Source organism: Variovorax durovernensis (assembly GCF_977011995.1).
Window position 1 is genome coordinate 1,524,943 of record NZ_CDRNCW010000001.1, and the last position, 14,110, is coordinate 1,539,052.

Consider the following 14,110-nt stretch of genomic DNA (forward strand, 5'->3'; position numbering starts at 1 on the left):
TTCCAGACAAAAAATATAGACCCGGCCGCCGAACTCAGCGCCCCGTGTGCACCTTGATGCGGATGCTCGCCACGTCCCAGCCCCGGTTCTTTAGCCGCGTCACCAGCATCGGCGCCAGTTGGCGCAGCTTGGCGGCGGCGGCGCTGCCTTGCACCAGCAGGCACCACACGTCGCCTTCGGCCGGCCCGGCCTGTATGGCCCCGCGCATGGCGGGTGGAATCAGGCCTTCCACGGCTTTCAGCCGCTCCGCCGTGTCGCGGGCGCGCGCCATCAGGCTTCCCAGCGTGGGCGAGCCTTCTGCAGCTTGCTGCAGCGAAATGGCGGGGGGAGTGCGGCGATACATGGGTAATCCAGGGGTTAGAAACAAGACAGCTAAAATGCCCGGTTTGCCGACGTTCGCGCCGGAAAAAGGGCCGCTTGCTTTCATTGAAAGCGCGCCCAACTGCTTTCACCATATCTTAGGGAATCCGGTCGAAGTGCCTGTCGCGTCAGGCGCCCGCCCATCTCCACCCATGGCAACCAACTTCCTGACCCAGATTTTCGGCAGTCGCAACGATCGGCTGCTCAAGCAGTATCGCAAGACGGTGGAACGCATCAATGCGCTCGAACCCGAGTTCGAAAAGCTCAGCGACGACGCACTGCGCGCCAAGACGCAGGAGTTCAAGGACCGCATCGCCAAGGGCGAGACCCTCGACGCCCTGCTGCCGGAGGCTTTCGCCACCGTGCGCGAGGGCTCCAAGCGCGTCATGAAGATGCGCCACTTCGACGTGCAGCTGCTGGGCGGCATGGCGCTGCACAACGGCAAGATTTCCGAAATGCGCACCGGCGAAGGCAAGACGCTGACCGCCACGCTGCCGGTGTACCTGAACGCGCTGTCCGGCAAGGGCGTGCACGTGGTCACGGTGAACGACTACCTGGCCAACCGCGACGCGACCTGGATGGGCCGCCTCTACAACTTCCTCGGCCTCACCGTCGGCATCAACCTGCCGCAGATGCCCCGCGAGGAGAAGCAGCAGGCCTACGGCAGCGACATCACGTACGGCACCAACAACGAGTACGGCTTCGACTACCTGCGCGACAACATGGTCTACGAGCCCGGCGACCGGGTTCAGCGCGGCCTGAACTACGCCATCGTCGACGAAGTGGACTCGATCCTGATCGACGAGGCCCGCACGCCGCTGATCATCAGCGGCCAGGCCGAAGACCACACCGACCTCTACCTGGCCATCAACAAGGTGGTACCCCTGCTGACCAAGCAGGAAGGCGAGGCCGATCCGCGCACTGGCGAAGGCGTCACGGTGCCCGGCGACTTCACGGTCGACGAGAAGACCCACCAGGTGTTCCTGACCGAAGACGGCCACGAGAACGCCGAGCGCATCCTTGGCGAGTTCAAGCTGCTGCCCGAGGGCGCGTCGCTCTACGACCCGGCCAACATCACGCTGATGCACCACCTGAACGCGGCGCTGCGCGCCCGGCACCTGTACCACCGCGACCAGCATTACGTGGTGCAGCAGGGCGAAGTGGTCATCGTCGACGAATTCACCGGCCGCCTCATGACCGGCCGCCGCTGGAGCGACGGCCTGCACCAGGCCGTTGAAGCCAAGGAAGGCGTTGAGATCCAGGCCGAGAACCAGACGCTGGCCTCGATCACCTTCCAGAACTACTTCCGCCTGTACGGCAAGCTCGCCGGCATGACCGGCACGGCCGACACCGAAGCCTACGAGTTCCAGGAAATCTATGGTCTGGAGACCATGATCATTCCGCCGAACCGCATCAGCAAGCGCGACGACCAGCTCGACCGCGTCTACAAGACCACGCGCGAGAAGTACGAAGCGGCCATCCAGGACATCCGCGAGTGCTACGAGCGCGGCCAGCCGGTGCTGGTGGGCACCTCGTCCATCGAGAACTCCGAAATCATCGACGGCCTGCTGACGCAGGCGGGCCTGCCGCACCAGGTGCTGAACGCCAAGCAGCACGCACGCGAAGCCGACATCGTGGCGCAGGCCGGCCGCACGAAGATGATCACCATCGCGACCAACATGGCCGGCCGCGGCACCGACATCGTGCTGGGCGGCAACATCGAGAAGATGATCGAGGCCATCGAGAACGACGAAGGCCGCGACGAAGCCACGAAGAAGGCCGACATCGAGCACGTGCGCGCCGAATGGGCCAAGGACCACGAGTTCGTGAAGTCGCTCGGCGGCCTGCGCATCATCGCGACCGAACGCCATGAATCGCGCCGCATCGACAACCAGCTGCGTGGCCGTTCGGGCCGCCAGGGCGACCCGGGTTCGTCGCGCTTCTACCTGAGCCTGGACGATCCGCTGATGCGCATCTTCGCGGGCGACCGCGTGAAGGCGATCATGGACCGCCTGAAGATGCCCGACGGCGAAGCCATCGAGGCGGGCATCGTCACGCGCAGCATCGAAAGCGCGCAGCGCAAGGTCGAGGCACGCAACTTCGACATCCGCAAGCAGCTGCTCGAGTACGACGACGTGTCGAACGACCAGCGCAAGGTGATCTACCAGCAGCGCAACGACATCCTCGACGCGGGCGACCTCACGGCGCAGATCGCCGGCCTGCGCGAAGGCTGCTTCACCGACCTCGTGCGCCAGTACGTGCCGAGCGAATCGGTCGAGGAGCAGTGGGACCTGGAAGGCCTCGAGAAGACGCTCTTCACCGAGTGGGGCATCGACATGCCGCTCAAGAAGGAGGTCGAGGCCTCGGAAGCCATCGCCGACGAGGACATCGTCGAGAAGGTGCTCAAGCATGCCAACGAAACCTTCGACGCGAAGGTGGCGCTGATCGGCCAGGAGAACTTCACCCAGTTCGAACGCATGGTGCTGCTGCAGAGCATCGACACGCACTGGCGCGAACACCTGGCCTCGCTCGACTACCTGCGCCAGGGCATCCACCTGCGCGGCTATGCGCAGAAGCAGCCCAAGCAGGAATACAAGCGCGAAGCCTTCGAGCTCTTCGGCCAGTTGCTCGACTCGGTCAAGAACGAAGTCACGCGCCAGCTGATGACGGTGCGCGTGCAATCGGGCGAACAGCTCGAGGAAGCCGCCGAGGCGCTCGAAAGCCGCGGCGAGAACGTCACCAACATCACCTACACCGCGCCGACGGAAACCGGCGAGGTCGAGGTGCGCGTCGACGAGGAAAGCCAGCGCCGCGCGGCGGCCGCGGGTGCGGGCGCCCTGAGCGCCGAAGCCCTGGCCTTTGCCCGCGTCGGCCGCAACGATCCGTGCCCCTGCGGCAGCGGCAAGAAGTACAAGCAATGCCACGGCAAGCTCAGCTGACCAGACCCGGAACCTAAGAAAAGACATCCCATGCCTGTGAACCTGTCTGCTCCCGATCCCGCCGCCCTGTTCGCGGTGCCTGGTGTCCGAATCGGCGTGGCCGAAGCGGGCGTGCGCAAGGCCAATCGCAAGGACCTGACCGTCGTGCTGATCGACGAAGGCTCCGCCGTCGGCGGCGTGTTCACCCAGAACCGTTTCTGCGCCGCGCCGGTGCAGGTCTGCCGCGAGCACCTGGCCGCGAACCACGGCATCCGCGCGATGGTGATCAACACCGGCAACGCGAACGCCGGCACGGGCGAAGACGGGTTGATGCGCACGCGTTCCACCTGCATCGCGCTCGCGCGCAAGCTGGAAATCTCGCCCGAGCAGATCCTGCCGTTCTCGACCGGCGTGATCATGGAGCCGCTGCCGGTCGATCGCATCGAAGCCGGCCTGCCGGCTGCGCTGGCCGATGCTTCCGCGGACCACTGGGCGCGCGCGGCCGAGGGCATCATGACCACCGACACCATCCCGAAGGCCTTCAGCCAGCGGGCCCAGGTCGGCGGCGCGACGGTCACCATCACCGGCATCAGCAAGGGCGCCGGCATGATCCGCCCGAACATGGCGACCATGCTCGGCTTCATGGCGACGGACGCGAAGATCGATCCCTCGCTGATCCAGCCGCTGGCCAAGCTGCTGGCCGATGCCTCTTTCAACCGCGTGACCATCGACGGCGACACATCCACCAACGACTCGTTCGTGGTCATCGCGACGCAGAAGGCGGCCAACGCCCCCATCACTTCGCTCGACGCGGCCGACGGCAAGGCGCTGGTGGCCGCCATGCAGGACGTGGCGCGCCAACTGGCTCAGGCCATCGTGCGCGACGGCGAAGGCGCAACCAAGTTCATCACCATCCAGGTCGATGGCGGCCGCAACGCTGCGGAGTGCAAGCAGGTGGCCTACGCCGTGGCGCATTCGCCGCTGGTCAAGACTGCCTTCTACGCCAGCGACCCGAACCTGGGCCGCATCCTGGCGGCAGTCGGCTATGCGGGCATCGACGACCTCGACCAGACGGGTATCGACCTGTTCCTCGACGACGTGCACGTGGCGGTCAAGGGTGGGCGCAATCCGTCGTATCGGGAAGAAGACGGCCAGCGCGTGATGAAGCAGAGCGAGATCACGGTGCGCATCGGCCTGGGCCGCGGCGACGCCAGCGAAACCGTGTGGACCTGCGACTTCAGCCACGAATACGTGACCATCAACGCCGACTACAGATCATGACGGCCCCCACGCTCCGCACTTCGTGTCGTAGCTGCCCCCCGGGGGGGCGCAGATGAACGAGCAGTTCCAGAGGCTGATCGAGCGCGCCGAGCAGCTCATCAATCGCATCGAATCGATCCTGCCGCAGCCGCTGGCCGCGCCGGCCGACTGGAACGCATCCATCGCCTGGCGCTACCGCCGCCGCAGCTCGGGCCACGGCGTGCTCGAGCCGGTGAAGCACGTGGCGGCGATGTCGCTCGATTCGCTCAAGGAAATCGACGTCCAGAAGGAAAAGATCGCGCGCAACACGCAGCAGTTCGTCGAAGGCAAGCCCGCCAACAACGTGCTGCTGACGGGCGCGCGCGGCACCGGCAAGTCGTCGCTCATCCGCGCCTGCCTGCAGACTTATGCGCCGCAGGGGCTGCGCCTGATCGAGGTCGACAAGGCCGAGCTGACCGACCTGCCCGACATCGTCGAGGTTGTCTCGCAGCGGCCCGAGAAGTTCATCGTGTTCAGCGACGACCTGAGCTTCGACGAGGGCGAGCCGGGCTACAAGGCGCTGAAGTCGATCCTCGACGGCTCGATCGCGGCGTCGACGCCCAATGTGCTGATCTACGCGACCAGCAACCGGCGCCACCTGCTGCCCGAGTACATGAAGGACAACCTCTCGTACACCCACACGGAAGACGGCGAAGTCCATCCGGGCGAAGTGATCGAGGAAAAGATCTCGCTGTCGGAGCGCTTCGGCCTCTGGGTGAGCTTCTATCCGTTCAGCCAGAACGAGTACCTGACGATCGTGGGGCAGTGGCTCTCGTCGTTCGGCGTGGACGAGGCGGCCATTGCCGCGGCACGGGCGGAGGCGCTGGTCTGGGCGCTGGAGCGCGGTTCGCGCAGCGGCCGCGTGGCCTACCAGTTCGCGCGGGACTACGCGGGTCGGAGCAACGCGTGAGCGAGCCGCGCAAGCACACGGAAGTCGCCGTCGGCGTGCTGATCCGCCTGTCGGACGACGCACTGCTGCTCTCGACCCGGCCCGAAGGCAAGGCCTACGCGGGCTACTGGGAGTTTCCCGGCGGCAAGATCGAGGCTGGCGAAACGGTCGAACAGGCGCTGCGGCGCGAGCTGCAGGAAGAGCTCGGCATCACCATCGACGGTGCCGAGGTCTGGAAGATCACCGAGCATGACTACCCGCATGCGCTGGTGCGCCTGCACTGGTGCAAGGTGACGGCCTGGACCGGCGAATTCGAGATGCGCGAAGGCCAGCAGATGGCCTGGCAGCAGTTGCCGCTGGACGTGACGCCGGTGTTGCCGGGGGCGCTGCCCGTGCTGCAGTGGCTGTCCGAGGAGCGTGGGCTGCCGTTCGCGCAGCAGCCGGCCGCCGCGCCGGCCGACTGATTGATGCATCCCAAGTACCGTCCGGATATCGACGGGCTGCGCGCGATCGCGGTGGCCTCCGTGGTCGTGTACCACACCTTCCCCACGGCACTGATGGGCGGTTTCATCGGGGTCGACATCTTCTTCGTGATCTCGGGCTTCCTGATCACGACGATCATTCTCCAGAGCCTGGCCGCGGGTGATTTCAGCTACCGCGACTTCTACGAGCGGCGCATCCGGCGGATCTTCCCGGCGCTGATCGTGGTGCTGCTGGCGACGCTGTGCGCCGGCTGGTATCTGCTGTTGTCCGACGAGTTTGCCGAGCTGGGCAAGCAGACGGTGGGCGGCTCGGCGTTCGTTGCCAACCTGGTGTTCTGGAGCGAGTCGGGCTACTTCGACACGGCCGCCGAGACCAAGCCGCTGCTGCACCTGTGGTCGCTGGGCATCGAGGAGCAGTTCTACATTTTCTGGCCGCTGCTGCTGGGGCTCGCATGGCGCAAGCGCTGGCCGATCGTGCGCGTGGTGCTGGCGGTGGCGGCGGTGTCGCTGCTGGTCAACGTGACCACGGTTCATCCGCTGCCAGCGGCGTCGTTCTACTCGCCGGCTTCCCGTTTCTGGGAGCTGATGGTGGGCGGCATCCTGGCCTGCATGCGGCTGAAGCCGCCGGCGCCGAATGCATGGCGCAGCCATGCGCAGTCGTTGCTGGGCGTGGGGCTGATCGTGCTCGGGCTGGTCATGATCCGCAGCAACAAGTCGTTCCCGGGCTGGTGGGCGCTGCTGCCCACGCTGGGCGCGGTGAGTTGCATTGCAGCCGGACCGAACGGCGTGCTGAACAAGTACCTGCTGTCGAACCGGGTGATGGTGTGGATCGGCCTCATCAGCTATCCGCTGTACCTGTGGCACTGGCCGCTGCTCGCGTTCGTGCGCATCGTGGAAGCCGATCCGCTGCATCCGTCGCCGGTCTATCGCGCCGGTGCGATGGTGGCGAGCGTGCTGCTTGCCTGGGGCACCTACCGCTTCATCGAACGCTTCGCCAGGAATCGCCCCGGCCCCGGCACGATCAAGGTGCTGGGCGCCGGCATGGTGCTGGTGGCCGCGGCGGGCGTCGCGATCTTCCTGGGCGTGCCCGGGCCCCGCAATGACAGCGAGAGGCTGCAGATCGTCGCCAATGCCACGCTGGACGCCGACTACTACGCGGACTTCAAGCTCGACCAGATCGGCGAGCAGCTGGTCTACAAGACCGGGAGCGGGCCGAAGCGCGTGCTGTTCGTGGGCGACAGCCACGTGCAGCAGTACGCGCCGCGGGTGATGGAGCTGTCCCGCACGCTGGCGATGCCGGACAAGTCGGCCTGGTTCGTGACCCAGGGGGCGTGCCCGGCGGTGCCGGGCGTGCAGGCCGACAAGAACATCGGCTGCGCCGAGCGGCGTGACGCGATGCTGGCTTATGCGATGGGCCCCGAGGTCGATTCGGTGGTCATCGGCGGCTGCTGGAACTGCTACTTCGTCGGCCACGGCGCGCTGGAATACTATTTCCGCGATGCCGACAACAAGGTCCATCCGTTCCAGGGCGGCGACGGCATCGAGCGTTCGCTCGCATCGCTGGAAGCCACGCTGCGCGAACTGGCACGGCACAAGAAGGTCTACCTGCTGCTCGACAACCCGGGCGGCCCGGAGTTCACGCCCAAGCGCCTGATCGAAGGCAGCCGCCTGACGCACATGGAGGCGATGAACTCCACGCCGACGGCACCGTTGCCGGCCGACCAGAAGCAGCTCAACGACCGGTTGCGCGCCATTGCCGAAGCGAGCGGCGCGGAGCCCATCGACGCGATGGCGGTGCTGTGCAAGAACGACCAGTGCCTGCGCACGATGCCCGACGGCTCACCCGCCTACAAGGACGCCGATCACCTTCGGCCGCGCTACACCCGTGAAGAGGCGAGCTATTTCGACCGCACCGTGCGCACCGCGCCGGCCGCGGCCGCAGCGCAGCCGCGTTGAGCAAAGCGCCGCGCACGATGCATCCCAAGTACCGCCCCGATATTGACGGCCTGCGTGCCATCGCGGTCGGCTCGGTGCTGGTCTATCACGCCTTTCCCAGCCTGCTGCCGGGCGGGTTCATCGGGGTCGACATCTTCTTCGTGATCTCGGGTTTCCTGATCACGACCATTCTTCTGCAGAGCCTGGCGGCGGGAGACTTCAGCTACCGCGACTTCTATGCACGGCGCATCCGGCGCATCTTTCCCGCGCTGGTGCTCGTGCTGCTCGCCACGCTGGCGTTCGGCTGGTACGTGCTGCTGCCAGGGGAGTTCTCGCAGCTCGGCAAGCAGACCACCGGCGGGGCCGCCTTCTTTGCCAACCTGGTGTTCCTCGGTGAAGCGGGCTACTTCGATGCGACGGCGGAGACCAAGCCGCTGCTGCATCTGTGGTCGCTGGGCATCGAGGAGCAGTTCTACATCTTCTGGCCCCTGCTGCTGGGGCTGGCCTGGCGAAAGCGCTGGCCGATCCTGAAGGTGACGCTGGCCGTGGCCGTGGTTTCCTTCCTGGTCAATGTGCTCACCGTGCAGCCGCACCGCGCTGCCGCCTTCTACTCGCCGCTCTCGCGGGCCTGGGAGCTGATGGCTGGCGGCCTGCTGGCAGCCATGCGGCTGCGGCCGGTCGTTGCTTCGGACAGTTCACGCACCGCGATGCTGCGGCATGTGCAATCCGTCGTCGGTATAGGGCTGATCGTGTGGGGGCTCTTCGCGGTTCACAGCACGAGGGCGTTTCCGGGCTGGTGGGCCCTTGTGCCGGTGCTCGGCGCGGTCAGCTGCATTGCAGCGGGTCCGAACGGCGTGCTGAATCGCTATGTGCTGTCGAACAGGTTGATGGTGTGGATCGGCCTGATCAGCTATCCGCTGTACCTGTGGCACTGGCCGCTGCTCTCTTACGCGCGCATCGTCGCGGGCGGGGAGCCGTCGCTGCAGGTGCGCATCGCGATGGTGGTGGCCGCGATCGTCCTGGCCTGGGCCACGTATCGCTTCGTCGAGCGTTTCGTCAAGCTGCATCTCTCGCAAGCCATGCTGCGCGGATTGGCGGGCGGCGGCGCAGCGCTGGCGCTGGCCGGCTTGGTGGTGTTCACGGGCACGCCGCCTCCCCGCCACGACAGCCCGGCCCTGCAGGCCGTGGCCGACGCAACGCAGGAAGACAACTACTACGGCGGCCTACAGGAAGACACGCTCGGCGGTCAGTTCGTCTACCGCGCCGGCGGCGGCAAGCACAACGTGCTGCTGATCGGGGACAGCCATATCGAGCAGTACGCCCCGCGCGCGCTCGAGCTGACCCGCACGCAGCCCGACAAGGCCCGAACGGCGTACTTCGCGACCCAGGGGGCTTGCCCGCCCGTGCCGGGCATGTTCAGCAGTTCCGACAAGGCTTGCGACCAGCGGCGCGAGGCAGTGCTCGGCCTGGCGCTGAAGCCCGAGGTCGATTCCGTGGTGATCGGCGCGTGCTGGAGCTGCTATTTCACCGGGACCGGGCCGCTGGCGAACTATTTCGTGGACGACAAGCAGGCCGTGCACCCGTTCCTCAACGGCGATGGTGTCGAGCTGGCGTTGAAATCGCTGGGTGAAGTCTTGAAGCGGCTGTCGGCGCTGAAGCCGGTGTATCTGGTGCTCGGGAACCCGGTCGGGATGGACTTCGATCCGCTCAGGCAGATCGAAGGCAGCCGGCTCGGTGACCTGAGGGCCTCCAGCGGACTCAAGGCGCCGATGCCGCAAGACCAGGCACTGTTCAATGCGCGGCTGAAGCAGGTCGCGCAAGCCAACGGTGCGCGGGTCATCGAGCCATTTGCCAGCCTGTGCGCGGGCGAAGAGTGCATCCGCAGCATGCCGGACGATGGTTCGCCGGCCTACAAGGACATCGGCCACCTTCGGCCGAGGTATGCGCGCAGCTTCGCGACGTACATCGACCCGGCGCTGCTGGACGAGGGCGGGGCCGGAAAGTAGCCTGCGTCGAGGCTACTGGATCTTGGGATCGCCGAAAGGCTCTTCGTCCGGCGGTGCCTCGGCCGCCATCCTGAATTCCTCGCTGGCCCAGGCACCCAGGTCGATGCCCTTGCAGCGTGCGCTGCAGAACGGCCTGTAGGCATTGCTGGGCGCGTAGATGCTGTCGCCGCCGCACGTGGGGCAGCGGACGATCCGCTCGCCTTTGTCGTTCACGCCGGTCATGCGCAGAGGGTCAGCTCGAAAGGCGCGTCGTCCGAGCTTTGATGCAGGCGGTCGTCCTTGTCGTGGCGCATGAGGCGCACCGACACCATGAGGCGATTGCCGCTGATTTCAGGAATGAGGCCCAGCTTGGGGTCGATGCGCAGGCGCAGCAACTGGAAGCTGCGGCCCTGGGGCAGGTTCTGCTGGAACTGGCCGTTGGTGGCGATCACCTTGTAGGGCACGTCGGCGTCGCGCAGCAGCTTGAGCAGCAGGTAGATCGACGAGGCCAGCGGCGAGAGCGTGTTCGACCAGCGTTCGAGGTCGGCGCGGCGGCTGGCCGGCGGGCGATGCTGCCAGGCGTAGTAGGCGGGCAGGTCGAATTCGCAGGTGCCGCCCGGAATGCCGGCGCGGCTGCGGATGCTCATGAGCCACTCGTTTTCCGTCAACGCCTGCCCGGCCTTGCCGGCCACGCCGTTGAGGGTGGTGAAGTTCCGCTCAAGCTGGCCGATGACCTGGTCGAGCACCGTTTCGGCAATGGCCGGGTTGCCGCGGTAGCTGTTGAAGACGCTCTTGTGCTTGTCGAGGTCGCGCAGGACATCGGCCTTGAGGTCGGCCCGCGCGGCGACGTCCATGATCTCGAAGATCGTGATCAGGGCGTAGTGGTGGGACAGCGGCGATTCAGCGGGCACCAACTCGCCCAGGCGGCGAAACAGGTGCTCCAGCCGCAGGTAGGTGCGGATGCGCTCGTTGAAGGGGTACTCGTAAAGGATCACGCGTATCGTTTTTTCACGTCAGGTTCGAGCTCATTGCGACTTGGCTGCCGGTGGCGGAAACACTTGTCGCACAGCCTCCAGCATACGCTGACCGAAAAGAATGTATCCGCGGGTCGAGACATGGGTTTCGTTGGCGGGGAAAAGGTCCATGACCTTGAAGCGGTTCTGCTCCGCGAGCGCGAACAGGTCCGGCCCGATATTTTGCGGGTTGAACGCGGCCCGGAACTCGTCGGCATGGTTTTGTTGCAAATACACCGTGCTCTTGTTCGGAACCACCATCCAGACGACCTTGTAGGGCGCCGCGGTGGTCTCGAAGTTTTTCATGAACTGGGCCGACTTGACCGACAGCGCCGGGTTGACGCGGTCTTCGGCGGTCATCAGCAGCTTGTTGCAGGCATGGTGGCTGAACTGCTTGCAGCCGTCGGGCACGACACGCGCGTCGATCAGCGGGCCCCAGCGCTCGGGCGTGTTGGTCCAGCTGTCGGAGGCCAGGATGGCCCTGGTGTTGTGGTACGTGTACCAGCCGCTGAGCAGTTCGGCGTCCCAGTTGAGTTGGAAGCCGGGTGCGGGCTTGGCCGGGTTTTCGAAGGGGGGCGGCGTCGGTCTGAAGGGGGGCTTCATCGTCTTGCAGGCTGCTGACTTCTCGATTCGGCTCTCAAGCAGTCGCTCGATGCTCTCGACGATCACGACCTTGCCCTTGAAACCAGACTTTTCAAGCCAGTTGGAAAAGTCCTCGCACAGCACACCGTCGAGGTTGTCCCAGTGCGTAGTCGTCATCTTGTAGCCCGCGCCCACCAGTGCCGATTGCCAGGCGTAGCGCACCGAGAAGCTGTCCCCGATCACCAGGATGTCGGACTCGTTGATCGGCCAGGTCTTGACGTCGGCATCCGGAATGGGTGGCGGGGGCTCGTGCCAGCCGAATTCGCGCTCGGAGATGCGCCCGATGCGGGTCAGGTCGCCATAGGGAATGGGCGTGAAGAGGCTGGTCAGCAGCAGTGCGCAGCACACCAGGTAGCCCGCGGCGAAGATGCGAAGCCAAACCTTGGCCGATTTCGTGTCTTCCATGTCAGAACTGGAAATAGAGGAACGGGCTGTAGCTGCCGAACTTCGACAGGCACAGGCCAAAAAGATAGACACAGCCCAGGCCCGTGACCCAGGTGGCCAGGCGCTGCAGGTGCGGCCGGCCGGCCAGGCCGGCGACGTTCGGGATCCAGCGGTCGAGCGTGATGGTGGGCGGCAGCGCCAGGCAGATCACCAGGCCGGCCAGGATGGTCTGGAAGAACTCCGGCTTGCGGAACGGGACCTTGAATTCGCTGAACGCCGAAACGGGCGCACCGTGCATGCCCAGCATGCCCTTGTAGATCTCGATGGCGGTCGACATGCTGTCGGCGCGGAACACGACCCAGGCGATCATGACGCAGACAAAAGTGATGAACCATCCGACCACGCGTCCGAGGACCGTGCTGGTGGTCTTGCCGCGCCGCACCTTGGCGTTCCAGAAGTGGTTGACCATGAGATAGGCGCCATGCAGCGCGCCCCAGATCACGAAGGTCCAGGCCGCGCCATGCCACAGGCCGCCCAGCAGCATCGTGAGGAACAGGTTGATGTAGCGGCGCGCCGGCCCCTTGCGGTTGCCGCCCAGCGGCACGTAGAGGTAGTCGCGCAGGAAGGTCGACAGCGAGATGTGCCAGCGGCGCCAGAACTCGATCATGTTGGTCGACTTGTACGGCGACCGGAAATTGAGCGGCAGCTGCACGCCCACGCACAGCGACAGCCCGACGGCCATGTCCGAATATCCGGAGAAGTCGAAGTAGATCTGCAGCGTATAGGCCAGCACACCGAACCAGGCCGTGTACAGCGAGGGCAGCACGCCTTCGTGCACGCCCTTGAACATCATGTCGGCGTACTGCCCCAGCGGGTCGGCGATCAGCATCTTCTTGGACAGGCCGAAGACGAAGATGCCCAGCCCCAGCGCCAGGTTGCGGGCGTTGATCTTGTAGGTGGCCGGGTTGTTGAACTGCGGCATCATCTGCGCGTGATGCAGCACGGGACCCGCGATCAGGTGCGGGAAGTAGGTCACGAACAGGACGTAGTGAATGAAGCTGCGCTCATGCACCTTGCCCTGCCAGCAGTCGACCAGGAAGGCGATCTGCGTGAAGGTGTAGAACGAGATGCCGATCGGCAGCACGATATGCACCAGGTCGATCTGCGAGAAGCCCGCGGCGGCCAGGCCGGCGTCGATGTTCTCCAGGAAGAAGTTGGCGTACTTGAAGATGGCCAGCACACCCAGGTTGATCACCAGCGCGATGATCAGCAGGGCCTTGCGGTGCTTGTCTTCCCGGCCGGGAGACGGCGTGAGCCGCAGTCCGAACCAGTAGTTGATGCAGATCGACCCCAGCAGCAGCGGCAGCGCCTTGACGCTCCACCAGCCGTAGAAGAAGAGCGAGGCCAGTGCCAGGAAACCCGCCGCCGACCGGGGACTGCGCGCGCCGATCAGGAAGAAGCCGATCAGGACCAGCGGGAAAAATACAAAGATGAAAGGGTACGAATTGAAAAGCATCGTGAGGGGCGCTGAGGCGTGCGCCGTTTGACGTGATCGTCGTGTAGCCGTCGCGGCGTCAATCGTTAATTATCGCGTGCCCGTCCGAACCCACCGTTCCCAGAGACCCCGCACCTGCGCACCGAGTTCCTCAAGGGTCAGGTCGTCGTTGTAGATGACGGCGTCCGCGGCTGCCCGGCGTGCCTTGCGCGGGGCTTGCTGGGCGATCACCGCCCTGGTCGCCTCGGGTGACCACCCCGAGCGGGCAATCACCCGTTTCAGCTGGGTTTCTTCGCGGGCGTCGACCACCAGCACCCGGTCCACGATGGCGCGCCAGCGGCCGGACTCGACCAGCAGCGGAACGTCGAAGACGACAACGGCATCCGGGCCGGCCGCCGCGGCCTGGCGCCGGGTTTCCGCGCCGATCAGCGGGTGCAGGATGGATTCGAGCCGGGTCTTGGCGCCAGCGTCCGCGAACACGATCTGGCGCATGGCGGCCCGGTCCATGCCGCCGTCGGGTGCGATCACGCCGGGGCCGAAGGCGGCCTCCAGGGCCGGCATGGCGATGCCGCCCGGCTGCGCGATCGAGCGCGCGATGGCGTCGGTGTCGACCAGGACCGCGCCCTGCGCGACCAGCAGCGCGGCGACCGTGCTCTTGCCGCTGCCGATGCCGCCTGTCAGCCCGATGCGCCGCACCATGGCCTTGCC

The 14,110-nt window shown here is 65.8% G+C and carries 12 protein-coding genes; 6 read left to right on the plus strand and 6 right to left on the minus strand.

Going from position 1 to position 14,110, the window contains the following annotated elements; translation table 11 throughout:
• Positions 1–34 precede the first annotated feature (34 nt).
• Entirely contained in the window at positions 35–343 is a 309-nt protein-coding gene (locus tag ACWV14_RS07225) for a hypothetical protein (protein ID WP_081267917.1), read from the minus strand.
• A gap of 169 nt (positions 344–512) precedes the next feature.
• On the opposite strand from ACWV14_RS07225, the gene secA reads away from it, so the two are divergent.
• From secA to ACWV14_RS07255, 6 genes are read left to right on the plus strand one after another with little or no spacing between them, the layout of a single operon-like run.
• Entirely contained in the window at positions 513–3,299 is a 2,787-nt protein-coding gene (gene secA, locus ACWV14_RS07230; RefSeq protein WP_454907520.1) for a preprotein translocase subunit SecA, read from the plus strand.
• 30 nt (positions 3,300–3,329) lie between these two features.
• The gene (argJ, locus tag ACWV14_RS07235; protein WP_454907519.1) at positions 3,330–4,559 is read left to right on the plus strand and encodes a bifunctional glutamate N-acetyltransferase/amino-acid acetyltransferase ArgJ; all 1,230 of its coding nucleotides are present in this window, start codon (positions 3,330–3,332) and stop codon (positions 4,557–4,559) included.
• Between the two features lie 52 nt (positions 4,560–4,611).
• Positions 4,612–5,487: an ATP-binding protein gene (locus tag ACWV14_RS07240; protein ID WP_422085268.1), complete on the plus strand. Its 876-nt coding sequence runs from the start codon at positions 4,612–4,614 to the stop codon at positions 5,485–5,487.
• Complete coding sequence (locus tag ACWV14_RS07245) at positions 5,484–5,930, plus strand: NUDIX domain-containing protein (protein WP_454907518.1); 447 nt, start codon at positions 5,484–5,486, stop codon at positions 5,928–5,930. The genes ACWV14_RS07240 and ACWV14_RS07245 overlap by 4 nt, the downstream gene beginning before the upstream one ends.
• A 3-nt stretch (positions 5,931–5,933) precedes the next feature.
• Entirely contained in the window at positions 5,934–7,904 is a 1,971-nt protein-coding gene (locus ACWV14_RS07250; protein ID WP_454907517.1) for an acyltransferase family protein, read from the plus strand.
• 17 nt (positions 7,905–7,921) lie between these two features.
• A complete protein-coding gene (locus tag ACWV14_RS07255; protein ID WP_454907516.1) occupies positions 7,922–9,889 on the plus strand; it encodes an acyltransferase family protein in 1,968 nt (655 codons plus the stop codon).
• 12 nt (positions 9,890–9,901) lie between these two features.
• Here ACWV14_RS07255 and ACWV14_RS07260 read toward each other — a convergent pair whose 3' ends face one another.
• The 5 genes from ACWV14_RS07260 to coaE all read right to left on the minus strand — a co-directional run bounded on the left by ACWV14_RS07260 (position 9,902) and on the right by coaE (position 14,101).
• Entirely contained in the window at positions 9,902–10,111 is a 210-nt protein-coding gene (locus ACWV14_RS07260; protein WP_422085271.1) for a DNA gyrase inhibitor YacG, read from the minus strand.
• Entirely contained in the window at positions 10,108–10,863 is a 756-nt protein-coding gene (gene zapD, locus ACWV14_RS07265; protein ID WP_422085272.1) for a cell division protein ZapD, read from the minus strand. The genes ACWV14_RS07260 and zapD overlap by 4 nt, the downstream gene beginning before the upstream one ends.
• Before the next feature lie 30 nt (positions 10,864–10,893).
• A complete protein-coding gene (locus tag ACWV14_RS07270; RefSeq protein WP_454907515.1) occupies positions 10,894–11,928 on the minus strand; it encodes a hypothetical protein in 1,035 nt (344 codons plus the stop codon).
• Between the two features lies 1 nt (position 11,929).
• Positions 11,930–13,423, minus strand: a complete 1,494-nt coding sequence (locus ACWV14_RS07275; RefSeq protein WP_454907514.1) for an MBOAT family O-acyltransferase — start codon at positions 13,421–13,423, stop codon at positions 11,930–11,932.
• Between the two features lie 69 nt (positions 13,424–13,492).
• Complete coding sequence (gene coaE / locus ACWV14_RS07280) at positions 13,493–14,101, minus strand: dephospho-CoA kinase (protein ID WP_454907849.1); 609 nt, start codon at positions 14,099–14,101, stop codon at positions 13,493–13,495.
• Positions 14,102–14,110 lie beyond the last annotated feature (9 nt).

Bases quoted from the DNA above. Each gene is read 5' to 3' on its own strand.
- ACWV14_RS07260 (WP_422085271.1), bottom strand. From the start codon at position 10,111: ATGACCGGCGTGAACGACAAAGGCGAGCGGATCGTCCGCTGCCCCACG.
- coaE (WP_454907849.1), bottom strand. From the start codon at position 14,101: ATGGTGCGGCGCATCGGGCTGACAGGCGGCATCGGCAGCGGCAAGAGC.
- ACWV14_RS07275 (WP_454907514.1), bottom strand. From the start codon at position 13,423: ATGCTTTTCAATTCGTACCCTTTCATCTTTGTATTTTTCCCGCTGGTC.
- ACWV14_RS07255 (WP_454907516.1), top strand. From the start codon at position 7,922: ATGCATCCCAAGTACCGCCCCGATATTGACGGCCTGCGTGCCATCGCG.
- ACWV14_RS07225 (WP_081267917.1), bottom strand. From the start codon at position 343: ATGTATCGCCGCACTCCCCCCGCCATTTCGCTGCAGCAAGCTGCAGAA.
- ACWV14_RS07270 (WP_454907515.1), bottom strand. From the start codon at position 11,928: ATGGAAGACACGAAATCGGCCAAGGTTTGGCTTCGCATCTTCGCCGCG.
- ACWV14_RS07250 (WP_454907517.1), top strand. From the start codon at position 5,934: ATGCATCCCAAGTACCGTCCGGATATCGACGGGCTGCGCGCGATCGCG.
- argJ (WP_454907519.1), top strand. From the start codon at position 3,330: ATGCCTGTGAACCTGTCTGCTCCCGATCCCGCCGCCCTGTTCGCGGTG.
- secA (WP_454907520.1), top strand. From the start codon at position 513: ATGGCAACCAACTTCCTGACCCAGATTTTCGGCAGTCGCAACGATCGG.
- ACWV14_RS07240 (WP_422085268.1), top strand. From the start codon at position 4,612: ATGAACGAGCAGTTCCAGAGGCTGATCGAGCGCGCCGAGCAGCTCATC.